Here is a 25,351-nt window from a genome sequence, read left to right as displayed (position 1 = left end):
TTGAATCCAGAACGAATAAGCCTACTTATCTTTGGATCGTAGCGTAGTTTGGGAATATTCTGAAATGTTCATAAAATGTATAAAGTAACAACTTTGTAGTATAGGATAGTTTGCGGATTATGACAATCTTTCGTGTGAATTTCAGTAACAGGTCAACTATAGTTTACATAGTTGACCTGTTATTGATTAATCCTTATTATTCTCAGCATGATTTAATGTTTTTTAGCAACCTCTACTATGTTGCTAAAATGTATTTCGCTTAGTTGTTCAATCACAACTTCAATATCTAGATTGTCAGAATTAGAAATCCACATACATATTACGCCTACTAATCCTGAAACTATATATTCTAAGCTTACTTCCATTTTTTGATCATATGTTTGATAAGCCAGACCATTAACAATGATTTTTTTAAAAGCTTCTTTTAGATGACCTGTAAAATGGGGTTGTACGTTTTCGCTAAGCATTGTTTTGTACAATAAATTGTCCTCTTTAATCATAGTAAGCATTAGAATCAAACTCGAAATAAACCTTTCTCTATCTGCTTCTTCTACTCTTTCACTTTCTAAAGGAATACACACATTTAGCTTTTCGATACTTTCCTGACATATATTTTCCATCAATTTCGATTTATCTTCGTAATGTAAGTAAAATGTATTTCGGTTAATCATAGCCTGGTTAGCAATATCTTGTATCGTTATACGTTCATACTCTTTAGTTTGAACTAATCTTAAAAAAGATTCTTTTATGGCTTTTCTTGTTTTTAAAATTCGCAAATCAATTTTTGGTTTAATCAAAAATAGTCCTCTTTTCTTTAAAATAATAAGCATATTTATAATTTTTTTTCATTATATGTTGTTTTGATGAATATTGACCATTGTATAGTCTAATTATGAAAACTACAATTCAACTATCATTAATTCAACATTTATATTTTATAAAAGGAGAACTTGATATGAAAACTTTAGTTATTATTGGTGCAGGCAAGGGCTTAGGATTATCTTTATCTAAAACATTTGGAGCACATGATTTTCGTATTGCGTTGGTTGCACGTAATGCTGATAAACTACAAGAAATGGTTGACGAGTTAAATAGTAAAGGTATTGAGGCGGCTTATTTTGTAGCTGATATTCATGAAAAGCACCAAATTGAAAAAGCTATTTCAGAGATAGAAGAAAAATACGGTCAAATTGATGTAGTTGAATTTAGCCCTACTTCAAGTAATTTTCCTCCAACATCTGTATTGGATTTAACAATCGAAAATGCAAAAGACTCTTTCGAAGGCTACGTATTAAGTGCAATTAATGTTGTCAATTCTGTTTTACCTGCCATGTTAGCTAGAAATGAAGGCAGTTTATTATTTACAACAGGGTTATCTGCCTTTTATCCTATACCCATGATGGGAAATGTAGGTATTGCTATGTCAGGGTTACGAAATTATATTACCAACCTTCATAATGAAATTTCATCAAAAGGTATTTTTGTTGCTCATCGTTCATTAGGATTAATTATTAAAGAAGCAGGATCTGGTACAGTCAATGACCCAGATGTGATTTCAGGTATGTGGTATAAGGCATATAGTGAGAAAAAATCTTGGGAAGAAGAATATCCTAAAGGCGTTACTCCACAAACTCTGGTTTTCTAAAAGTTTTTATGTATTTGTATATCCTTAAAAGATTTTGGTAGATGATATGCAAAAAGTGTTGCTCTATACCTTAGACTCATATAGTCAGGTATAGAGCAACACTTTTGTCTACTTATAATAAAGGATCATGTATATATTTAGGATAAGTTCATAACGATACGGCGAATATCTTCGAGCGGCACTTTGGGCTTACGGTCATATGTAACTAGACCATTGATCTCCTGCTCTACATCGGTGAGCTGAGTATAACAGAATCCTTGCACGATCGGAGAGCGATGTAGTGGACGAATAACAGCGGCTAAGCGTTGTAGATAATCTTCATCGTTGTCTGCACCTGAATAGCCCCAGCCTTCCCACTCACTTTTTTTATACGCGATTCCGCCAAATTCTGTGATCAGAATCGGTTGCCCTTGATACGTTGCTCCGCCGACAAAAATCTCACGATTACCGGGTAGACTATGTACAGCCTTTTCAATCGAAGCATAACGTTCATCCAATACTTCTTCTTGCCATGCATAATCATGAATCGCTACCAGATCAGTCTCCATCATTTCCCAGCCATCATTATAAATAACAGGACGAGTGTCATCGAGTGACTTGGTTAAATGATATAGTGTTAGTCCATGCTGTTGTTGACGCTGGTCATTTTTCACATTGGGGATGCCCCAGCTTTCATTCATCGGTACCCAGACCACAATCGATGGATGATTATAATCACGCTCAAGCACTTCTTGCCATTCCTGTGTAAAACGGCGTACGTATTCTTCTGAATAATTATAAGCATTCGCCGCTTCTCCCCATACTAGCAGACCTTTGCGATCACACCAGTATAGAAAGCGTGGATCTTCCATTTTCTGATGCTTACGCACTCCATTAAAGCCCATCGCTTGCGTTAATTCGATGTCTTGAATAAATGCTTCATCCGACGGTGCAGTTAAGATTCCATCAGGGAAATAACCTTGATCGAGTACTAGACGTAGAAAGTATGGACGATTATTTAAATGAAGCTTTCCATTTTCTATCGAAATTTTACGCATCCCAAAGTACGATTGCACAGAATCAATAACAACATCCTGCTCTACTAACTCTAGCTGAATATCGTATAGATGCGGTTTTTCCGGTGACCACCAGTGTCCCAGTTCATGATCGTTAAAATCATGTAAACCAATCGAACGTGTATGTTCTGTATGGGTCACTACAAATTCATCTTGTGCGACAAACTCGCCTGCAAATGTAATCGTTAATCGTGTCCGTAATTCTTTTTGCATTGTCGCTGGAGAATAAAATAACCGCACTTTGATTTCATTCTGATCAATATCAGCCGTAAATTTAGCTTTGCGAATATGAGCAGGTTCAACCGCTTCGAGCCATACCGTCTGCCAGATACCGGTAGTACGGGTATAGAAAATGCTAGCCGAGTCTTCTTTCCAGTATTGCTTGCCCCGCGGTAATGTCACATCTTGACTATAATCTTCTACACGCAATACGATTTCGTTATGATCTGCTTCTAATAGTTCGGTAATATCCGCTTGAAAAGGAGTATGTCCACCTTCATGAAATGCCGCCCATTTTCCATTGATCCACACAGTCGCTGTATAATCCACCGCTCCAAAATGTAAAATCATTCGTTTGCTTTTCCAATCCGCTGGCACTTCTATAGATTTGCGATACCAGACCAGATCATGAAATCCTGTATCCCCGATACCACTCAGTTCACTTTGAAAAGTAAAAGGAACTTGAATACTTTGATCAAATACATCTTGTCGATCCAGATGCCATTTCTGCTGATCACCGACACGCTCATCGTCAAATGCAAATTCCCATGTTCCATTTAGATTGATCCAGTCTGCTCGTTCAAATTGTGGTCTTGGATATTCAGAGCGAGTTGTTGTTGCAGTCATAATTGTAATTCCTCCTTTGAATGGTAAGCGCTTGTATAATGATGCTTCAACTATATTCTTATTCGTTAACTACTCAAAATACTGACTTTATAACTCTTTACCACCTGTAAACGCAATTCCTTTAATAATCTGCTTCTGGAAAATTAAAAATACAATCAATACCGGAATCGCTGCCAGCGCATTAGCAGTCATTGGAAGGGCATACTGCTGTACATAAGAACTCTGGAACATCGGCAATCCTAAAGTAATCGTCATATAAGCTTTGTCCGAAATCGAGATCAGTGGCCATACATAATCATTCCATGCACCGATAAAGCTAAAAATACCTAAAGCCGCTAAGGCAGGACGAGACAACGGTAAAAAGATGCTATACCAGACTTTAAAAAATCCGGCTCCATCAATCCGAGCTGCTTCTTCAAGGTCTTTCGGTAATCCATCAAAAAATTGCTTGAGGATAAAAATACCCATCGGTCCCGCAACCGCAGGCAAAATAAGAGAAGTTCGTGTGCCAAGCAGACCTAGATCTCTCATAAAAAGATACAGCGGAATCAATGTCGCTTCTGCTGGAATCATCAGTCCGGATAAAAACAAAAGAAACATAAATTTACTACCCGGAAACGTAATCCGAGAAAATGCATAAGCCGCCATCGAAGATAAGATCAGTACAAGCGCTGTGGTGATCACAGACACCATTAAGCTGTTGCCCATCCAACCGAAGATGGGAGCTTGACTCAATACTTTCTCGTAGTTTGCAAATGAAAGATGAAATCCATTACCAAATACATTTTCTCCTTCTGGCGTAAACGATAAAGCTAACATCCAGACGACAGGGATCAGAAAAAATATCGCCAGTACGACAGCTACAATACGAATAAAATAATAATAAATACGATCCATCATAGATGACTCTCTCCTTTCTAAGATTCCAGTCTCCGCAAAATAAAGGTCTGCACTAAAGAGATCACTAGAATAACGATCATAAGCACAAAAGCAATTGCTGACGCATATCCCATCTGGAACGTTTGAAATCCATTTTCATAAATCGAGAATACGACCGTTTTGGTTGCTCCTGCTGGCCCTCCGCCTGTAATCAATTTGGATTGACCAAAGATTTTGAACGAAGCGATAGTCTGAAGCACAATCACCAGTATCGTAATGCGTGATAATGATGGCAAAGTGATATACCAGAACGTCTGCCAGCGATTCGCCCCTTCGATCTGCCCTGCTTCATAAAAAGAGGCTGGAATATCTTGAAGCCCTGCTAGAAATAAAATAAATACAAACCCTACTGTCCACCAGATAGTAGACATAATAATAGCCGCCCAAGCCAGGGTCGGTTGTGACAACCAGAAAATCTCTTCATGAATCAGTCCTAATGCACGCAAAATCTGATTAAACAATCCTGTATACGGCTGTAAAAAAATCACCCAAATACTAGAGATCACAGAAACAGATAATACATATGGCATGAAAACAGAAATTCGGAAAAAAGACTGTCCACGACGTATCCCATGAACCAGAATAGCTAACAGTAGACCAATTCCACTGACTAATGGCACACTGATGATTGTAAATATTACGGTATGCATCAAATTACTACGGAACTCTTCATCTGCGATTAAGTTAGTATAGTTTTGAAATCCTACAAACACTTTATCTCCTAGCAAAGACCAATCATAAAAGCTAATACGTAACCCGTACAAAATCGGAAATAAAGAAAAGAGCGCAAAGAAAATCGTATACGGCAAAATCATTAATATGCCTGTTATCCATCCTTGATGCGCTAAAGATTTGGTGCCCATAATCGTCTACTCCTTTCCAAAGTAAGATCAAACAAAAGAAGCGGTATGATCTTGATATCGCTCCGCTTCTTTTGTTATGACTTATTGCTCCCTCTTGCTATCTTTATTTGCCGGTAATTTTGTTTGTCGAAGCATCTGCTTTTTGAAGGGTAGTCGCTGGATCTTGCTGACCTGCTAACATTTTTTCAAATTCTTTCACAACATTATCGTTGACCTGTCCTTGTTTTTCGTTACGAGGCCAGTATATTTACAAAGTCAGCCGATTGAGCATAATCGCTACGATATGGCATATCTTTGAACTCTTTAGAATCCAGTACTTTGGTAACGCTTGGAATATGCCCTGCTTTTGCCCACATATCTCCATGCTCTGCTAACCAATTCGCAAACGTTAATGCTGCTTGTTGTTTGGCTGGATCTTCCTGACTGTGTTTGGGCAACGCTAATGTATGCGAATCGCCCCATGTAGCAGGTTGATCATAGATTTGTGGCATCGGTACAACCGCAAAGTCTAATCCTTTAATATTTTCAAATGAACCGGTACTCCATACTCCTGTAATCAATACAGCCGCTCGTTGATCTTGGAATAACTTCACCGCATCATTCACATTCGGTGGAATTAATTTGGATGTATATAAGCTGTTCACGTATTCTAATGCTTGCTGAGCTTGTGGATTGTTAAGCGCTGCTTGGCCATTGTCATCATAGAACTTACCGCCACCGGTTAACTGGTTATAGAATCCCCAGAACATCCAGTAAGCATCAATCCGTACGCTAGGTTGTGCTAGTGGAGCGACATCTGCTGGAACAGCCTCTTTAATTTTGGTTAGAAATGCAGTGAATCCTTCTGGTGATGGGTCGTATACGGGTTTGCCATCTTTCAACACACCTGCTTTTTCCAGATATGTTTTGTTGTAATACATTACGATGGCATGGGTATCTAATGGAATCGAGTAATGCTTACCATCATAGATCGTAGATTCTAGAATTGTAGGATTAAATTCATCCCAGTTGACTTTGGAACCTGCGGCAAGATCATCCAGTGGAGTCACATAACCAGCAGGTACAAATTGAGGCATCCGCGAGGAGTGCAATACCGCTAGATCAGGTGCTTGATCGGAAGCTAAAGAAGTTTGTAATTTGGTATAATAATCTTCTGAGCGATTACTCAGTTGTTCGACTTGAATATCTGGATTTTCCTGATTGAACTTATCGACCATAGCCGTCATAAATTCTCCATCGCCACCACTGAATGGTGTCCAGAATGAAATTTGTGTTTTACCGCCTGTTTTACCACTTTCCGAACTGCTGGCAGGTGCGCTCCCTCCAGCACAAGCAGATAAGATCAACATCGCCATCAGCAATATACATCCGGCTTGAATACCTTTTGTTTTTCTCATTAATACAACCCCCTTATCGAATAAATAAGTATGTGCGTTTTTTAGATAACGCTTACATTTAGAATCTTAATTCATTCTTTAAGGGGGAACCATGACGCTTTTTTCGATGCTATAGACATATATTTAGGTCTGTCTAGTGAAGCAGTTCTTTATTGCAGATCATAATTAAAGAATCTATCTGTAAATTACACAGGATGTTGGTAATGACGACGACTATCCCGATACTGCTTGGGTGTAGTACCCGTTTCTGTTTTGAATACTCGATTAAAATGGCGAATATTCACAAATCCTGTATCATAAGCAATCGTAGCAATTTTCTCATCGGTATGAATCAATCGCTTGATCGCTTCTCGAATTCGTATCTCTGTCAGCACTTCGACAAATGAATGCCCTAATCGATGTTTGAACAGACTACTGAGATAAGAAGCATTCAAGTAGACTTTTTCTGCCATTAAACTTAGAGTGATCGGCTCTGCGTAATGTTCTTCAAGGTAACGCACCACCTGATCAACCGCATGGATCACATGCCCTTCTTTGCGCTGAATCAGATCATATAACGAATACAATAATTCTCCGCAATATTGTGCGAGTTGCTGACGCTCATTAATCAACAACACATGTTGCAAAATCATACCCATATCCTGCTTATTTAGCCATTCGCTAAGTACTTTGTAATCCAGTGCAATCTCATAACACTCTAATAATATTTTGCATATTTGTTGCTGGATCACTTCTGGATGATTCATTTGCCTGCATAATCGTTCGATAAAAGCTTGCACTTGTCTTGTTAATTCTTGTCCATTTTCCTGTGCTAATAACTGTTCCAAAAAGTGTCTGTCTGCTGCTTGCAATCGAGATAACGGCATCGTATTCGTCGCTGAAGATTCATAGACTAGCACTTGATCTCCTCCCGAAATTAAGCGATATAACAGAGCAGTCTCTGCTTCACGATAAGATTTCGGTACCGATTCTAGGTCATCTACTCCGCCACCGATCCCAATCGTAACGGTCATTTGAGAGATGCGCTTAATAGTGCGAATTAATTGTCCTGACAATGATCTGATTTGCTGTGCTGTGGCTTCATTTCGATCACTATTGATCAGAGCAATCACTTTATGATGATCTATAAATGTGTATCCTTGTAAAGGTTCTATGATCATCTCACGTACAAATTGCTGAATATACAAAAAGAATAACTCAGGATCATTCTGACGATAACGCTGTTCTGTAACCGAATCTCGATCCAATTGCACAATCAGACAATATATTCCGTTATGAGGAAAAGAAATACTGGCTTGATCGAATAACTCACCTTCATCATAAGCTATATTGCCATGAATCAGACTACTCAATAACTGCTGTCTAATGACTTGCTGACTGGGCATATGTTCTACTACAGATTGGGATTCACTTTCTTTGCTCAATTCTGCTTCTACTTTGCATAATGCGGTATACAGTTCTTCTTTATTCACCGGTTTGAGCAAATAATCTCTAGCGCCGCTACGAATCGAACTGCGAGCATACTCAAAATCATTATGTCCACTTAGCACAATACAGCGAATAGTAGGATACTGTTCTGCCAGTGTTGCTTGCAGTTGAATACCATCCATACGAGGCATCCGTATATCGGTAATTACCAGATGAGGACGTTGAGACTGAATCATTTCCAGCGCTTCCAATCCATCTCTGGCTTCACCGATAACTGTCCATTCCAGATTAGATTCATGAATTAAATGAGTTATTCCTTTGCGAAAAATCATCTCATCATCAACAATTAAAACGTTATACATAAGAAGAGTCTCCTTTCTTCAAGTCATCTTAATAGATCATGTCAGATGCAGGCATCACAACAGTAACGCGCAGTCCTCCTTCATCCCGATTATGCAACGTAATGCCATAATCATTGCCATACTTGAGAGCAATTCTGCGATGAACATTGACCAATCCATGACCTCCCGGGCCTTCTGGCAAAATACCGGCTTCCATATGACGATGTTGTTCTTCGATCCATTCTTGCTCCATCCCCGGGCCGTTATCAATCACATCTATCTGAATCTGCTCCTGCTCTATATGAACGTTTATCTGAATATAAATATCACCACGCCCTCGTTCTAAGCCATGAATAATTGCATTTTCTACTAATGGTTGTAGTGTCAGACGAATAATAGGGCTGGATAACAGCGATGGGTCTGCATGAATCGTATACGTTAAGCGCTCATCATACCGAATACGCTGAATCGAAAGGTATCCTCGGACATGATCCAGTTCTTGCTCGATCGTCACTTCACTATGATCACTGCCAATACTATACCGGAGTAATGCACTGAGATGATTGGTCATTTGAACCACTTCACGATTGCCTTCAAGCTCCGCATACATACTGATCGAACCGAGTGTATTGTACAAAAAATGAGGATTGATCTGGCTTTGAAGTGAAGCAATCTGCGCATTTTTTTCCCGAATCTCTGTTTCATATAATCGATAAGTTAAAGTCCCTAGACGGGATACCATAATATTAAAAGTACGACTCAAATGACCGATTTCATCTGTTTGATGAACAGGTAACGTAATATCAAACTCTCCACGTTCTACAAGTTTCATAGAATCGCGTAGTACACTAAGCGGTCTTGTAATTCGCATCGCATGAAAGATAGATACAATGACCGAGATAATCAGACAGATTCCGCCTAACCAGATCATTTGCCGATTAACCTGCTCGGCATCTTGTACCAATACTGCTACAGGAACTGCTTGCAGTACGGTCCAATGAGTCACAGGTGAGGTCTGATACGTGAGCAGTACCGATTGCTTGCCATTATGAATCGTTAACGTACCTTCTCCTCCATACTGCTGTAGCGTAGAATCGTCGACAGGAAAAGAAGGGCTTTTATAAATCAATTGCTTATGCTGATCGATCATTGCAAATAACGATGTAGGCGAACCTGCCAGATGTGTAATCCGATCAGTCAATGTCTCGGCAGGCACATCAATCACTAGCACGCCTAATTCTTGGCCATTATCCAGACTACGAATTTTACGAGCAATCGAAAACACTTGATAGACCGTTCCATTATCCGATAATACTGCATGAGGAGCGATAAAATACCCTTTGCCTGACAATTCAGTATCTAACGCTAATAATCGTTCTCGATCGCCTGATTCTGCAAATCTGCCCGGACTATCCGGCAATTCTACATATGAAGAATGTGTATGATTGGTAAATAAAGCGACGCCTGCAATATCGACACGTCCATTCACCCGAATACGCCGCACAAAGCTTTCCAACAATAAGCGATCTTCATATCGATCAATCACTTGATCTTGTGTATCCTGTTCTAGATAATCCATAATTTCTGGCGATTGATACGGCAATACAGATAATAAGACTAACTCATTCATATACGCATCCAAATTCGATGTGAATTCGCGCACTACATCTGCCTGATATTGACCTGCATTGGTTTGAATCGAATCCGAGTACCCTATACTAGAAATCCATGAAGAAATGATCAATGGAATCGAAATTAATGTAATATTCATAATAATCAACCGGGTAACTAATCGCATATTTTTCCAGCGACGAATCCAATTTTTGATAGATATCTGCATGACTTACTCCTTCAAAATCTGGTTAATCAAAGGCTCTAAATGATCAAGCATCTGATCTACACTTTGCTTACCGTACCAGATTTTCTCCAATTCATTAATCAGTGCATCGCTGATCATAATCTGCTTCGGATTGCTGGGGAAATATTCAACATGATTGGCTTCATCTACATACTCTTTTCGCAAAGGTAGGGAAAGATAAGCTTGTGATAGTGCTTCCGATTGTACCGCAGGCACATGCCCTGCTTCTCCCCATACTGCTCCATGCTTGGCTAACCAGTGTGCAAATTTGACAGCCGCTAGTACTTTTTCTGGATCTTGTTCATGATGGGTTGGAAAAGCAAGCGTATGTGCATCTCCCCATGATCCTGCATGGTCATAGATTTGCGGAAATGGCATTACACCAAAATCCAAATCAGGTACTTTTTCAAAAGAGCCGATAGACCATACACCTAGAAAAAGCATTGCTGCTTTCCCTTGAGCAAATTCATTCGAAGCATCATTAATATTAGGCGGAATTAACTGTTGCTCATACAGGGAAGTGACTAATTCTAAAGAGCGCTTAGCGGCTGGCATATCAACAGAGGCACGTTGTCCGTCAGCTGTATACAATTGTCCTCCCCCTTCGATCTGCGCATACAATGACCACCACAACCATAACGAATCGATCCGTACGTTCGGTACAGCAAGTGGTGCTACATCCTGTGGAATATGCTTTTGTAAAGTCTGCAAAAAGTCTACAAATCCTTTTTCTCCTGGCTGTATCTGCACCTGTCCATCACGATACAATCCTGCTTTGGCTAACCACTTTTTGTTATAATACAATACGCTAAAATGTGTATCTAAAGGAATCGCATAATGATTGGTCTGCATCATCGTTCTTGCCAGAATAGACGGATTGAAGTCTTGCCAGTTCACACCTGCTTGAGAAGCAACAGTATTTATATTTTGGATAAAATCGGCGGGTATATATTGAGCGAACATCGACGCATGTATGATCGCTACATCAGGCGCTTCTTCAGTAACGATAGCTGTCGATAATTTGGTATAGTAATCATCTGATTTATTATTTTTCATCGTGACGACAATATGATCGGTATTTTCTTGGTTGTATCGTTGTACCAGTTCATTCATAAAAGAGATATCTCCACCGCTAAAAGGTGTCCAAAATGATATCTGAATAGGATCTGTAGTCGATAGATTAGCTACTGACTGTGGATGAGAACGATCCCCTATAAACGATGATATCCCGCTTCGATATAGACTGTAACCGAGTATGCCGATGATGACTATTATCACCACAAGCAACCCATATAATTTTAACCTTGTCATAGGCAACCAATATTGCTTGATCCATCTCACCATATAACCTAACCTCACTTTGTAGATGTACTCGATATAAAGCAAAACAAAGCATATGAATTACGCCTAATGTACCTGTTTGATCTCAAAGTGTAAACGGTTAAACTCTTCATTCAGACCTTCCCGTTCATATCTCCAATAGAATGTCTATCCATCCAAAATATCGTCCTGTTCCCCGACATTATTCTGCGTTACAGTTCGTATTGTAAGCGTTATCTATTTACTATACTGAGAGGGGCTGAATCAATGAAACGTCATCGCTTGATCATTAAAGGAGGAGTTTTATTTTTGCTATTTACTTTACTTATGAGCACTAGTATTAGTATCGCTTCTGCGGCATCTGTCCAAAAACAGTTTTATAATGTCATTATGCAGGATGGTGCAGATCCATGGATGTATAAACATACTGATGGATTCTATTATTTCACAAAAACGACAGGTAACAATGTCACGATCTGGAAATCTTCTACATTAACCGGTATTGATGCTGCTGAAAAGCGTGAAATTACAACAGGTGGGCAAAATGTATGGGCTCCTGAAATTCATTTTCTAAATGGAGCATGGTACATTTACTATGCCAAAGACGACGGTGATAATGCGAATCATCGCATGTATGTGATGCAGAATACTAGCAGTAACCCGATGCAAGGCACTTGGGTAGATAAAGGTCAGATCACAGATACTACCAATCGTTGGGCAATCGATGGGACTCCATTATCGGTGAACGGGCAGTTGTATTTTATCTGGTCAGGCTGGGAAGGTTCAGAAAATGTAAGACAAAATCTATATATCGCTCATATGAGTAACCCATGGACGATCGATTCAGCACGTGTTGAGATTGCTCGTCCTACGTATGCATGGGAGACCAATCACCAACCGAATGTCAACGAAGGCCCTCAAGTGGTGATCAAAAATAACAAAATCAATCTAATCTATTCAGCTAGTGGAAGCTGGACGAATGATTATGCGCTAGGTCTAATTACAGCACAGACCAATAGCAATTTATTAAGCCCTTCAGCTTGGAGCAAACGCACTCAACCTGTATTTGCTTCTGCTAATGGGGTGTATGGACCCGGTCATGCTTCATTTACTACCTCTCCTGATGGCAAAGAAGATTGGATCGTTTATCATTCTGCCAAATTTAATAATGCAGGTTGGAACCGGGAAATTCGTACACAGAAATTTAGCTGGAATACAGACAATACCCCTCAATTCGGTCAACCTCTTAATCCTAATGTACAGATCGCTATTCCATCCGGTGAACCGGATCGCACCCGTTATGAAGGTGAACAAGGAACATTCGGTGGTGTCGCGTATGCTTCTTCAAGCCCTAATGGTTCAGGACTATCCAAAGCAGGTCATATCGATACAGACGGTAGTTATGTTCAATATACGGTAAATATCCCGACTACAGGAACGTATATGCTAGCTGCACGTACAGGTAATGGCACAGATGGACTGGATTGGTCTACTCTTCGACTATCGGTCGATAGCGGCAATCCAACAGACTTCTTTATTACCAATAAAGGTTGGGAAAATTGGGGATTATCGACACAACGTCTATCATTGACAGCAGGTAATCATACGATTCGTTTTAGCAAAGGAAATGGTTACGGAGAATTAGACTTTTTCGATCTTGTACCTATCAAATAAAAACAATATACTTTCCGATTTAGATTAAAAGCTACTTCATATTCGATATATCATTACATCGATATCTTGTACAAACTAAAAAATCCTGTCTACTCCAGCGATATTCCGCTAGATAGACAGGATTTTTTTATATAAAAGTTAGTATTTATAGATTATAGAATCTATGATTTCTTGATAACAAAGAAATGGTTATGCAGAAGGTACGGCTGTTTTGGCATCAGATGGTTGCTGACGTCTGGAAATAAAGAACAATGCTACCCAGATCAACAAAAATCCGACCAATTGAGCCCATGTTAATAATTGTCCAAATACGATCCAGTTAATAACTACACCGACTAATGGGAAGCTTAGTTCTGCTAATGTAGCTACAGAAGCTTTGGTTGTAGACAATCCTTTGTAGTACATTAATAGACTTAGCAAGCCTGGCAACAATGCTTGACCTAGCAAATTCAGAGATACGGCTGCAATTCCACCAGAATCAGCAGATAAGCTCCAAGCTGCACCTTCATGCCATGTTAATACAAGCAACAAAGGTAAAGCCATAATAAAGCGTAATGATGTTACGGTCTCATATTTCATCTGACCTACCATTAAGCGTCCCATCACTGTAGATCCACCCCATAATGCTGCTGCACCTAGAGCAAATAGACTACCAACTTGTACAAATTCACTCATATGTCCGATAGGAATAGCGAATCCAAATGTTAAAATATACGTTCCTACTAATGCTAAAGCAAATAACCAACCAAATCCACGCGGTAATACTTCTTTTAAAATAATTCGAGCTAATACAATCGCAAAAATCGGTTGTAATTTCTGTAATAACAAGACAGCATTGAGATTACCATGAGCCAGTCCCATCGTGAATAGAATCGTAGCAATCGCCGATCCACCCCAGGATAAGAACAACAATGCTCCGATATGACGCATTTTCAATCCTTTTAATTCAGCACGGTTGACCCATAATACAGGAGCCGCCGCTAGAAAAACAATCAAATGCTCCAACAATACCAATTGAGTTGAAGTCATTGTTTTGAGTAAAATAATTCGAAACAGTGGATCAACGCCCCATAACGCTGCTCCTACAAAAACGAGCCAAAATCCACTTTTAATATGACGCTGTCTAGCTGATGATGCTGTTTTGATGTTATAACTTGCATTTTCCATGATTCAAACTCCCTACGTGATTAGAATTTGAATATGAGATCTCATACGGAAAGCCCCCGTTTATCAACGTACAATAAACGGGGGCTTGATCAAATAAACGTGCAACTGTATTTTACAATACACTGGCAAGCTTATTGGTTGATCTTCTCCCATCCGGACTGTACCGTCGGCTCTGGATTCTCACCAGATCAGTCATTTTTCAAAAAAGAAAAATGAGTCGCGGGCTACCCTTTCTTTCAATTATAAAAGAAACGTTCACCGCCGGTCGGGAATTGCACCCTACCCCGAAGATCTCTATTCGATTTTGGTTTGTTAATATAAAGAAGCTACTCTCATGTTTAACCATGAAAATAAGATTTGAAAACTTTCTTGTATCAAACATTCAATATATCTCATTATAAAGATACTTTTAGTAACTTGCAATAGTTTCGTACAAATAAATAGTTTACAACATATTTAAATCCTTAATTCCGATCAATTAACTATACTATACAATAAATAGAATGAATGTCTAGTAGCTATCAAATGTTTCTATAGATACATTGATTTTGTAAATGAGAGTAGTCTATAATCCTATTTATTTATATTACTCTATTGTCACATTTCTGTAACAGTTGTATAATCATAGAGGATTTACATCTTTAAACAATAAGTAGTACATAACTGAGAGGGGTAGAAAAATTTGGATTACAATTCGCAAAACAATGGTTACCCGCCTGCGCAACCAGATCAACGCACAGGAGTATTAACATTCAAAGATTGGATGCTTACGATTTTATTAATAATTATTCCGTTCGTAAATATCGTAATGTTATTTGTATGGGCATTCGGTGCAAATACCAATGTATCTAAAGCTAACTTTGCTAAAGCTTACTTGATCTGGTTGGCTATCGGTATTGTTGTATCTATTATTTTCTCTATTTTATTTGGTTCTTTAATGGCTGCAACAATGAGCAATATGGACCGTAGCGGATATTAATAGCAAAACAAAAAGAAGCACCTCGCAGGGTGCTTCTTTTTTGTCTACTTTTAAGTAGATGCTTTTAATAACGATCTAAGACTAACTGTGTTTTCAACGAATCTTGAGGGACTAACCAACCTTCTTGATTCAAATAGTTCATTAATTGCTGACGATCAGTTGCAGCGGTATTGTAATCATCGGTTTTGAACGAAATCTCAATCACAGGCTCAGTACCTGTACCGGAAGCATTACGAATCGGCCAAATTTCTACGTCTACATCGATTCCATTCCAGCTACCTTCATATTTACTCGCCATCACCGGGCCATACGAGCGCGATGCTTTTAACTGCTTTTCACCCCAGCTTGATCCATCTTTCCACTTTTTCAATTTACCTGGCAAATTATCGACAAGCAAAGATAATGCTTTACTATCCGCAGGCAATGTTGCTCCTGATGTTGTTGCTTTTGATTTTTTATCGTTAGACAGGCTTAATGTCTGCTTGCTGTATCCCCAATCGACTTCTGCTTCATAGTTCGTATCGGAAGCATCAAATCCTTGTTGATTAGCCAGTGTTAATGCTGCATCAATATTTCCATTTGCAATACTGTAACGTTTTTTATACGTCATTTCAAAATTGTCTTTATCTTCTTTTTTGCGGAAACGTACATTCCAACCTTCGCTATCCAATTGCTTATCACTTGTATCGAAATACTCTACAGCAATTTTTTGCGCTTTGGCAGGCAGATCAAACGCATCTTGTACCTCAGATTGAATCGTCAGGTCGCTGTTCAAAATATCATCGTCCAGCATAAATTTAACCTCATACGTTGGTGTGAGATTGGCGGCTTTGGCATCAACAACAGATGTAGATTGTGGAATATACAACCCTGCGAACAACACACTGCTTAACAACACCAATGGAGCTTTTTTACCTAATTTCAATCCTAAATTCATTTGCAAATTCTCCCCTGTCTGTGGAATATCATTTGACTACTATTCCAATGTAACAGTGAAAAATGATAGCGGAATCAACATATCTAATTGATTTCGTAAAACATATCTATAGTTTCTATATGCTATTCATCACTTTTTCGATGCTTTTCGGGTTTTTGATACAAAAAATAAAAGATGCTGACAGTTAATAACACAATACTACTTATAGCAATTATCCAATGATATGAAGGCAGAGATTGATCTGTTACAGATTGCTGGGCAGGCAATGCTAATTCTTTATCCTGTAAAAACTTGTACTCTACTGAAGTAAGCTCGCTCACTTTTTTGGAAGTCCCGCAAAGTGGATTTTCCCATTCACCATCTTTTTGATTTAGAAAAAAGATATATTGATTTCCAACTTCGCTTGGACCGTTCAAAGCTCCCCATGTACTATTTTCTTTGATTATTAATTGCCGTTGCTGAATATTTTTATAACTTTTTAGAATAGTTAATACCACTTGGTGATTTTCACTATTTTGTCTATTTAACTGCTGGATTTCTTTTACTTGAGCAATCACTACCCCATCATATTTAGCATAAGCATCTTCTACAGTTAAAATATAAGCACAAGAAAGAGCAGATACAGAGGAAGTACCTCCCCATCCTATTGACGTTATACTGAACATCAATATGATACTCCATCTTAGTATAGTATTCATCTACACCATGCTCCCTTTTCAAATCGTTTATGTTGGATATTCATTATTTCCAGAATAAAGCTATATCTAACAAACGTTCGGAAAGCCATGATGTTGCATTATAATTTATTTTCTATTGCATCGATCTAACCAAACGATTTTACAAACTGATGAATCAGCCCTGAATAATGACGTTGACTGTTGTATACATAATAAATGTAACGATGAAAAGGTGTATTCGGTAATGGTCGCATATGAAGTAGACCTTGTTGCACTTCTTCTTCCACTGCCATTTTGGACAAAAACGAAACATATTCGCCTAACATCACCGACTTCTTAATCGCTTCCGGTGAATCCAGTTCCATATACTGCTCTGACCATACCCCTACACTACTCATCCAACGATCACTTAATTGGCGGGTACTTGATTCACTCCCATGCAAAACAAATCGACTTTGCCGTAGCGTATCTATATGCAACTCTTCATAGTCTGCTAACGGATGATTCGGTGCAAAAATAGCAACCATTTCATCTTCATCTACTAATCCTTTTACCAATGAAGGATGTTCAAAAGGTTCTGTTAGCATAATGCCCAGATCGATTTCATGATTGATTAACATTTCACGAATTACAGGTGAAGTCTTAACAGCAATCGAAATGCTTACACCTGGGTAAGCGCGACTGAACTCATTAATAATAGAAGGTAATAAATAAGTAGCCGGTACATAACTCGCTCCGATACGCAAATTGCCACGTTCCAAAGCGCCAAATTCTTGTACCACTCTTCTGGACTCTGCCGCGAGAGCATTAATTTTGATCGCATAATGAAGTAATGCCTTGCCTGGTTCTTTGAGCATCACTTTGCCACCTCTAGATTCGAACAAAGCAACGCCCATTTCTTTTTCCAAGCTTTTCATATGAAATGTAACTGTAGGTTGCTTGAGCCCTAACTCATCTGCAACTGCTGTGATTTTGTGATGACGATCCAATAATTCCACGATTTGTAATTTGATTAAATTCATTGATGAACCCCCTGTAACTACTTTTCTTTCACCGTACCATAGAAACATTCGATGATTGTCAAAAGGAACACACTAAAAACTTAATGTTGCGTTTACATTCCCCACATACCCCGTGCAAATTGAGCAGATATACTACGTATAGAAAGTAGTTCAGGGCAGCAATGATACATCTTTATGTATGCTCATGAACAAGCGTCAAAGATAGGTGGAATACACAATGACAGCATTAACGATTCAAGGCATCAGCAAATCTTTTGAAGGTGTACAAGCTTTGCAAGCGACTGATCTGGTGATCGCTTCTGGCAAATTCACCACATTACTAGGGCCTTCCGGTTGTGGCAAAACGACATTGTTACGCATGATCGCCGGACTAGAGACACCGGATCAAGGAGAATTACGAATAGCAAACGATATTTTGTATTCTTCCAAGCAACGTAAAAATGTACCTCCACATCGCCGGGGATTCGGGATGGTCTTTCAAGAGTTTGCGCTATGGCCTCATTTAACAGTTTTTGAAAATGTAGCTTTCAGTCTACGAGCTTCCGGTCAGAAAAAAGATATTCAAGCACGTGTGCTCACAGCACTGGAACAAGTTCGTTTACAAGGGATGGAACAACGCTATCCGCATCAACTTTCTGGTGGACAACAACAACGTGTCGCTTTTGCTAGAGCGATCGTGATGCAACCGCGATTAATTTTATTCGATGAACCGCTCAGTGCATTGGATGCGATTTTGCGTGATGAAATGCGAACCGAATTAATGAATCTGGTACAGCAATTAGGTGTTACGGCTCTCTATGTGACTCATGATCAGACAGAAGCGATGGCGATGTCAGATGAGATTATTGTGATGCAGTCAGGATCTATTTTACAGCGTGGAACACCAGAGCAAATTTATCGACAGCCTTCTCATCCATTTGTCGCTCGCTTTATTGGTCATTCCAACTGGATTGATAACGGTCATCAGATGGTTCGCCCTGAGCATATCCGCTGGTACAGCAATCATTCTCCTGACGAACATATACATACCGGAATGATCAAGCAGGTCAGTTATATGGGCGATCGTTATGAGATTCTGTTGGATATGGGCGAAGAACGTCTATGGACAGCGTATCAAGATGAACGCATGACTGTGGGTGAATCGGTCACTATTTATATTTCAGCACACCATGTGCATACACTGAATCCTGTCCCTGTCTAACCGATGATCTTGATCCCCTTTTATCAGCTAGACTTTTAATTCAAATATGGACTCAACCACTTTAGGAGGAATAAATAATGAAATGGAATCAATTATGGCAAAAAGGAAGTTTACTTGCTCTAACAGCAATCTTAGGAACTACGCTTGCAGGTTGTAGCACTTCTACAGGCGCATCCGGTTCAGCACAATCACCTACCAAAGATGCGGGCACACTTGTTGTCTATAGTGCAGGCCCTGAAGGATTAGCCAAAAAAATTCAAGCAGGTTTTGAAGCCAAAACAGGTATCAAAGTAGAAATGTTTCAGGGCACTACAGGCAAGATTCTTTCTCGTATGGAAGCTGAAAAAGCAAATCCTGTAGTTGATGTGGTTGTACTTGCTTCTCTTCCCTCGATGCAAGCTTTAGCCAAACAAGATATGACGCTTGCTTATCCAGAAGCAGTGAATCACGATAAATTGGTCAAAGACTGGTCAGATACAGATGGCAAATATTTTAGCTACAGTGCATCTGCATTAGGTATTGTATATAACACCAAACAAGTAACGACTCCACCGACATCATGGGCAGACCTAGCGAAGCCTGAATGGAAAGACAAAGTCAATATTCCTGATCCTTCATTATCTGGTTCTGCACTTGATTTTATTACCGGTTATTTAAGTGCTGAAGGTGATAAAGGTTGGTCATTATTTGAACAGTATAAGCAAAATGGTGTTGCAATCGCAGGAGCTAATCAAGAAGCGCTTGATCCTGTTATCACTGGTGCCAAATCAGCTGTAGCCGCTGGTGTCGATTATATGGCGTACAAAGCCAAAGCAGATGGCGAACCTGTTGATATCGTCTATCCAAAAGAAGGCACAGTCATTAGCCCTCGTCCAGCAGCCATTATCAAAACAAGCCAACATGCCGATCAAGCCAAACAATTTATTGATTATCTGCTGTCAGATGAAGCACAACAAATGGTAACCAGTGCTTATCTATTGCCAGGTAGAACCGATATTACGGCTGACAATCGTACGAACCTGAACGACATTCCAACATATCCTGTGAAATGGGACTGGATGGGCGAACACAGCGAAGAAACAACAACCAAATTTACGAACCTATACAAATAAGTGGTGATCCTATGATGAAAACAAAGACCAACCAAACTTTATTCTCCTATCAAAAAATCAGTACGGCTGCGGCATTTTTGCTGCTCGCCGTACTAATTCTATTTCCGCTTCTGATGATTTTTCGAACAGCAATTGAACAAAACGGTGTGATTGATCTTATGGCTCCTTTACGTCTGCTCGGTCAAAGTGATCTTACGTCGGTCATGTTCAGTACATTATGGCTAGGCTGTTGCGTTATTATCGCGACGACTGTTCTAGCTCTTCCTTTAGCTTGGATGATGGCCAAAACAGCGATCGGCAGACAACGCTGGTTAGATGTTGTTTTTTTAATTCCTTTTATGACCCCACCTTATATCGGTTCGATGGGTTGGATGTTATTTATGCAAAAGAACGGTTATATGGAGCAATTATTGCCTGCTTCAGCAACCATCACACCTGCTTTTTTCAGCTTTGGCGGGATGGTGATGATTATGAGTCTGCATCTATTTCCATTTCTATATCTTATTCTTCGCAATACGTTAGAGCAGATTGGCGGAAGCACAGAAGAAGCTGCTTCTGTACATGGTGCTTCATTTAGCTATCGGTTCCGGCGCATTATTTTACCATTGCTATTATCCAGTTATGCGATGGGTGCATTATTGATTTTTGTCAAAACGATTGCTGAATTTGGTACACCTGCTACATTTGGTCGCAAAATTGGCTTTTATGTGATGACCTCTGAGATTCATAAATATATTTCTAGCTGGCCGATAGATTTTGGTAAAGCAACTTCACTGGCTTCTTTGCTGTTAACAGCTTGCTTATTGATGTGGTATATCCAGAGTATATTAAGCAGTCGCTATTCTTATCGCTTAACAGGTGGTAAAGGAGTACGAAGTAAAAAGTATTCGTTACGAGGCTGGAGCGGTATTATCTGCTGGTTGTATATCGGGATATTGCTGATTACATCTATCGGGATTCCTTACTTTTCTGTGATTACAGCATCTTTATTACGCTTGCGCGGAACAGGGCTGGCGATGGGTAACTTTACATTACAGCATTATAGCGACTTATTAAGCTGGGGTTCTGAAAGTATGGAAGCACTGATTAATAGCTTTACACTTTCACTTGTAGCGGCGACTATTGCTGTACTGATCGGTACATTTCTAGCGCTGAAAGTAGGATATGGCAAACGATGGTCACAAAAATGGATCGACCTTTTTAGTTTAATGCCTAATACTGTACCCGGTATTGTTATTGTGGTGGGATTAATCTTATTCTGGAATTCTCCATGGATGCCCATCCCTCTTTACAATTCATACGGTATGGTTGTACTAACGTATATTATTTTATTTTTGCCGTACACTTTACAATATGTCAAAGCCAATAACGGGCAGATTGATCCTATTTTATTACAAGCGGGAGCGATTTCTGGTGGTCGTCCATTGTATGTATTTCGGCGGATTTTACTGCCACTGCTGGTTCCGGGTATGATCGCAGGTTGGACGATGACCTTTACGATTGCGAATCGCGAGTTGGTGGCTTCCCTGTTGATTTTGCCACCATCTATGCAGACTTCGGCAACTTATATTTTCGCTCAATTTGAACAAGGTGCTGTCTCAATGGGTATGGCGATGGCTGTAGTTTCAGTGGGGATTACGACAATCTTGCTACTGATGTTACAGACACTACCTGCTTATCGGAAGCAGCAATTATCATGATGGAACTTACTATACTTGGTGGCGCAGGTGAACATGGTCGATCCAGCTATCTACTCCAACAGGGGGAGCAGAGTCTATTGCTGGATTATGGTGTCAAAAAAGAAGGTGACGGACAATATCCAATCACACCTGATATCGATGAAATGGTCGCCAGTCTGCAAACTGTTTTTTTGTCTCACGCTCATGAAGATCATTGTATCGCTCTGCCTTTATTGTATAAGCATGGTTATACCGGCGAGGTCTGGACAACCCGGGCAACGGTTGGACAATTACCTGCTTATTTTGAAGCATGGAAAAGGTATACCGATCACCGCTCGGCAACACGTCCGTACGATGACGAAGATCAACAACGCATCCAATTCCGTTATTTAGAAGATATTGTCCCACCGGGGAGCTGGAGCCCTTTGTTGCCTCATCTTGATGTATGTTGGGGACGAGCAGGTCATTTACCGGGTTCGATCTGGCTGGCACTGTGCTGGCATGATAAGTATATTTTCTTTTCAGGAGATTATACGTCTGAATCACAGTTGTTAGCCGCAGATCGTCCACTACACCAGACACGATTAATTTCGAAAACGCAAACAATTCCGGGTATTATACCTGATCTGGATATAGCGATCATAGATGCTGCATATGGCGTTGATCCTGATCATCAAGATAATAAGCTAACTCAACTAAAACGGCATATCGATGAGACGCTCCGGCAACAAGGAGCCGTTATGCTTCCTGTTCCTGTGTATGGACGAGGGCAAGAATTGATATTGTGGGCAAGTGAAGAGTATCCTGATACGCCATTGCTTGTGGAAGCGGGCTTACTAAATAATTTGCGTTCTTTCACTACAGATACCTACTGGCTTCATGCTCAAGCATGCGCACGAATAGAACGTTTGCTACAACATCCGTATTTGTATGTGATGGATGATGAACAATCTCGTAATGAACTGCCTGCGCAATACACATCGTTTATTTTATTTACCGATGATGGAATGATGCAATCGGTCAAAGCTCAACAGCATTACGAACGAATCGCTCACAATGAACATAATGCGGTGATTTTTACAGGTCATCTGGCTCATGGGTGCTTTGGACGCAGGTTGTTGCTTGATACCGAGCGAGAAGGTTGTAAAGTCTATTACGTACGCTACAAAGTCCATCAAGGGCTACCTGATGTAAGACGTATGCTACTCGATCTCAAAAGCCCACCTGCTCTACTCGTACATGCTACCAAGTCACGTACCGATGGACTTGCGTTACGATTAGAACAAGAAGGCTTTCACCGGATACATTCTTTACTCCCACAAGACAAAATACAATTTTGAGTGACAGCGATGATCATGGGAAGGGCTATGCTTGAACATGATCATCGAATATCATCTTCTATTATCCTTTTGTAGTAAAAAGGCAACAAAAAAAGCGTACCATATTCATATCCTAGGATACGAACAGGTACGCTTTTTATGACGGTTCAAAACAGTTCGAAAACGTTTTGAAATTTCGCTCAACTTACGTCTTAGTTTTTCAAGCCGTATTTTTTGTTGAACTTGTCTACGCGGCCACCGATGTCTGCGTTTCTTTGTTTACCAGTGTAAAACGGGTGAGAAGCAGAACTAGTATCAACGCGAATCACTTGATAAGTGTTGCCATCTTCCCATTCCATAGTTTCGCCGGAAGTTTTAGTTGTTCCACTCAGGAACTTATATCCGCAACTTGGATCAAGAAAAATAGCTTGTTGGAATTTAGGATGTCCTTCTTTTTTCATGAGTATCACCTTCGTTCATAAAATTAATCGCACTTTTCTTATTATACACCGTTATATCGAAATGTCAAAGAACTTATGTTTTTTATTTGCAATTAATTTTAAGCATTTTTCAAGATCATTTTGGGTTCGCATGCGTCCCTACTACAACTGTAGAATCTATAGTGTCTGTATGTTGTAATTGTTCTAATTCATAAGCTACTTGTTGGATCATATCTGCAAAAGCCGCCAATTCTTGAGAACGTCCTGCTTGATGACGTGACCATTCTACATTTTTACCAAATTCAGACTGTACTTGATCAAGCTTGGTCATAATCACTTTCAAAGTCATACTGATATCTTGTAATGCATTCTGGGACGATCCTGCTAACTTTCTTACTTCCTGCGCTACAATACTGAATCCTCTGCCATATTCACCAGCATGAGCCGCTTCAATCGAAGCATTAAGACCTAATAGATGGGTCTGTTCAGAAATCTCACGCATAACTGTACCCACTTTGCTGATTTCTTTGACCTCATGACCTAACTCGTCCATCTGTTGTAGTGAACTTTCTTGAGACTGCGCCATTTGATCTGCTGATTGTGAGATCACTCTTGCATTATCATTTAATTTGACGATCATTTCGCTCATCTGATTTACCGCTTCGGTTACAGCTGTTAACATATGTTGCTTTTGATTCGCCATTTCTTGAATACGATACTGCTCTCTTTCACCGTAAGCTTCAAGCACCAGTTGCGAATCTAAATTGAACATTTTGGTCAGAGCATGTAGCACTTTTATCCATTGATCTGGCAATTCGCGCTCTAATACAACCGTTGCAATATTGGTATAGGTCATATAAGTCCCTAGATAATAATCAGAATTAAGCCCTATTCGTGAATGAATACGACCAATCTTTAACCTTTGCTCGATAAAGGATTCATCTATCGTTCCAGATGCTAATGAAATCCAATAATCACGCTGTGTTTGTTTGAGACGATCTATCGTAGAACCAGCTTGCTGAATAATATCATGTAATACTGGATATTGCTCTATATGATTGTAGAATTGATCAACAACCTCATCGACCACTTTCACAAATAAATCATAATGTTGATGCAGTAATTGCAAGTCAGCTTCTTTCAAGCCAATATATTGAAGTTGTTGCTGTCGTTGTGCAGATACTTCGATCATGCTTGATATCCCCTCTTTCTCTCTAATACATACACATATATTTATTCGTATTTTACCTTTTATTGTAAAATATAGCCAATTGAAAGTGTTAGTTGTATCTTTATGTGTAACATTAATGAACAATCGATTTTTAAACGTACTATTATTCGATCTCTTCTGCTTCATGACTTCTATGTTATTATCCTGCTATGCTATACTTTCGAACATAACACTGAATATAAGTACTATGACATAGATACAAGATATACCTATCTAAAGGA

At 39.5% G+C, this 25,351-nt stretch carries 21 protein-coding genes and 1 riboswitch; of the genes, 7 read left to right on the top strand and 14 right to left on the bottom strand.

Annotated features, from left to right (window positions below):
* Positions 1 to 212 precede the first annotated feature (212 nt).
* On the bottom strand, positions 213 to 797 hold the full coding sequence (locus QE450_RS03785; RefSeq protein WP_307297085.1) for a TetR/AcrR family transcriptional regulator: 585 nt from the start codon (positions 795 to 797) through the stop codon (positions 213 to 215).
* Positions 798 to 955: 158 nt separating this feature from the next.
* Here QE450_RS03785 and QE450_RS03780 point away from each other — a divergent pair, with 158 nt between their 5' ends.
* Positions 956 to 1,645, top strand: a complete 690-nt coding sequence (locus QE450_RS03780) for an SDR family NAD(P)-dependent oxidoreductase (RefSeq protein ID WP_307297082.1) — start codon at positions 956 to 958, stop codon at positions 1,643 to 1,645.
* 137 nt (positions 1,646 to 1,782) lie between these two features.
* On the opposite strand, the gene QE450_RS03775 is transcribed toward QE450_RS03780, so the two are convergent.
* The 7 genes from QE450_RS03775 to QE450_RS03745 form a co-directional block, all read right to left on the bottom strand.
* The gene (locus QE450_RS03775; protein ID WP_307297079.1) at positions 1,783 to 3,546 is read right to left on the bottom strand and encodes a glycoside hydrolase family 2 protein; all 1,764 of its coding nucleotides are present in this window, start codon (positions 3,544 to 3,546) and stop codon (positions 1,783 to 1,785) included.
* 87 nt (positions 3,547 to 3,633) lie between these two features.
* Positions 3,634 to 4,446 (bottom strand): carbohydrate ABC transporter permease, encoded by an 813-nt coding sequence (locus tag QE450_RS03770; RefSeq protein WP_273615482.1) that lies wholly within the window; start codon positions 4,444 to 4,446, stop codon positions 3,634 to 3,636.
* Between the two features lie 17 nt (positions 4,447 to 4,463).
* Positions 4,464 to 5,348 (bottom strand): carbohydrate ABC transporter permease, encoded by an 885-nt coding sequence (locus QE450_RS03765; protein ID WP_273615481.1) that lies wholly within the window; start codon positions 5,346 to 5,348, stop codon positions 4,464 to 4,466.
* A gap of 230 nt (positions 5,349 to 5,578) precedes the next feature.
* Complete coding sequence (locus tag QE450_RS03760) at positions 5,579 to 6,745, bottom strand: ABC transporter substrate-binding protein (RefSeq protein ID WP_307297073.1); 1,167 nt, start codon at positions 6,743 to 6,745, stop codon at positions 5,579 to 5,581.
* Positions 6,746 to 6,930: 185 nt separating this feature from the next.
* Positions 6,931 to 8,535, bottom strand: a complete 1,605-nt coding sequence (locus QE450_RS03755; RefSeq protein WP_307297071.1) for a response regulator — start codon at positions 8,533 to 8,535, stop codon at positions 6,931 to 6,933.
* 28 nt (positions 8,536 to 8,563) lie between these two features.
* Positions 8,564 to 10,354, bottom strand: coding sequence for a cache domain-containing sensor histidine kinase (locus QE450_RS03750; protein ID WP_307297068.1), 1,791 nt, complete (start codon positions 10,352 to 10,354; stop codon positions 8,564 to 8,566).
* 3 nt (positions 10,355 to 10,357) lie between these two features.
* A complete protein-coding gene (locus tag QE450_RS03745) occupies positions 10,358 to 11,650 on the bottom strand; it encodes an extracellular solute-binding protein (RefSeq protein ID WP_307297065.1) in 1,293 nt (430 codons plus the stop codon).
* A gap of 369 nt (positions 11,651 to 12,019) precedes the next feature.
* Here QE450_RS03745 and QE450_RS03740 point away from each other — a divergent pair, with 369 nt between their 5' ends.
* Positions 12,020 to 13,366 (top strand): family 43 glycosylhydrolase, encoded by a 1,347-nt coding sequence (locus QE450_RS03740; protein WP_307302580.1) that lies wholly within the window; start codon positions 12,020 to 12,022, stop codon positions 13,364 to 13,366.
* A 189-nt stretch (positions 13,367 to 13,555) separates the two neighbouring features.
* On the opposite strand, the gene QE450_RS03735 is transcribed toward QE450_RS03740, so the two are convergent.
* Entirely contained in the window at positions 13,556 to 14,533 is a 978-nt protein-coding gene (locus tag QE450_RS03735; protein ID WP_204824889.1) for a DMT family transporter, read from the bottom strand.
* A 137-nt stretch (positions 14,534 to 14,670) separates the two neighbouring features.
* Positions 14,671 to 14,829, bottom strand: a riboswitch (FMN riboswitch).
* Positions 14,830 to 15,215: 386 nt separating this feature from the next.
* On the opposite strand from QE450_RS03735, the gene QE450_RS03730 reads away from it, so the two are divergent.
* A complete protein-coding gene (locus tag QE450_RS03730; protein WP_274170519.1) occupies positions 15,216 to 15,512 on the top strand; it encodes a hypothetical protein in 297 nt (98 codons plus the stop codon).
* 64 nt (positions 15,513 to 15,576) lie between these two features.
* On the opposite strand, the gene QE450_RS03725 is transcribed toward QE450_RS03730, so the two are convergent.
* From QE450_RS03725 to QE450_RS03715, 3 genes are all read right to left on the bottom strand, one after another.
* Positions 15,577 to 16,449, bottom strand: coding sequence for a hypothetical protein (locus QE450_RS03725; protein ID WP_301261528.1), 873 nt, complete (start codon positions 16,447 to 16,449; stop codon positions 15,577 to 15,579).
* 122 nt (positions 16,450 to 16,571) lie between these two features.
* Positions 16,572 to 17,147 (bottom strand): hypothetical protein, encoded by a 576-nt coding sequence (locus QE450_RS03720; RefSeq protein ID WP_307297060.1) that lies wholly within the window; start codon positions 17,145 to 17,147, stop codon positions 16,572 to 16,574.
* Between the two features lie 125 nt (positions 17,148 to 17,272).
* Positions 17,273 to 18,148 carry a LysR family transcriptional regulator gene (locus QE450_RS03715; protein WP_307297057.1) on the bottom strand — a complete coding sequence of 292 codons (876 nt, stop codon included), beginning with the start codon at positions 18,146 to 18,148 and terminating at the stop codon, positions 17,273 to 17,275.
* A 217-nt stretch (positions 18,149 to 18,365) separates the two neighbouring features.
* On the opposite strand from QE450_RS03715, the gene QE450_RS03710 reads away from it, so the two are divergent.
* The 4 genes from QE450_RS03710 to QE450_RS03695 all read left to right on the top strand — a co-directional run bounded on the left by QE450_RS03710 (position 18,366) and on the right by QE450_RS03695 (position 23,480).
* A complete protein-coding gene (locus QE450_RS03710) occupies positions 18,366 to 19,349 on the top strand; it encodes an ABC transporter ATP-binding protein (protein ID WP_301261530.1) in 984 nt (327 codons plus the stop codon).
* A 77-nt stretch (positions 19,350 to 19,426) separates the two neighbouring features.
* Entirely contained in the window at positions 19,427 to 20,461 is a 1,035-nt protein-coding gene (locus tag QE450_RS03705; RefSeq protein ID WP_273615471.1) for an ABC transporter substrate-binding protein, read from the top strand.
* 11 nt (positions 20,462 to 20,472) lie between these two features.
* Entirely contained in the window at positions 20,473 to 22,161 is a 1,689-nt protein-coding gene (locus QE450_RS03700; RefSeq protein ID WP_307297053.1) for an ABC transporter permease, read from the top strand.
* On the top strand, positions 22,158 to 23,480 hold the full coding sequence (locus QE450_RS03695) for an MBL fold metallo-hydrolase (RefSeq protein ID WP_307297051.1): 1,323 nt from the start codon (positions 22,158 to 22,160) through the stop codon (positions 23,478 to 23,480). Before QE450_RS03700 ends, QE450_RS03695 begins: the two co-directional genes overlap by 4 nt.
* 191 nt (positions 23,481 to 23,671) lie before the next feature.
* Here QE450_RS03695 and QE450_RS03690 read toward each other — a convergent pair whose 3' ends face one another.
* Both QE450_RS03690 and QE450_RS03685 read right to left on the bottom strand, forming a co-directional pair.
* Positions 23,672 to 23,920 carry a type B 50S ribosomal protein L31 gene (locus QE450_RS03690; protein WP_069326918.1) on the bottom strand — a complete coding sequence of 83 codons (249 nt, stop codon included), beginning with the start codon at positions 23,918 to 23,920 and terminating at the stop codon, positions 23,672 to 23,674.
* A 115-nt stretch (positions 23,921 to 24,035) separates the two neighbouring features.
* Positions 24,036 to 25,091, bottom strand: a complete 1,056-nt coding sequence (locus QE450_RS03685; protein WP_307297046.1) for a globin-coupled sensor protein — start codon at positions 25,089 to 25,091, stop codon at positions 24,036 to 24,038.
* Positions 25,092 to 25,351 lie beyond the last annotated feature (260 nt).

The organism is Paenibacillus sp. SORGH_AS_0306 (genome assembly GCF_030819345.1).
Taxonomy (GTDB): Bacteria; Bacillota; Bacilli; order Paenibacillales; family Paenibacillaceae; genus Saccharibacillus; species Saccharibacillus kyungheensis.
This window is presented reverse-complemented; position numbering and strand designations above follow the sequence as displayed.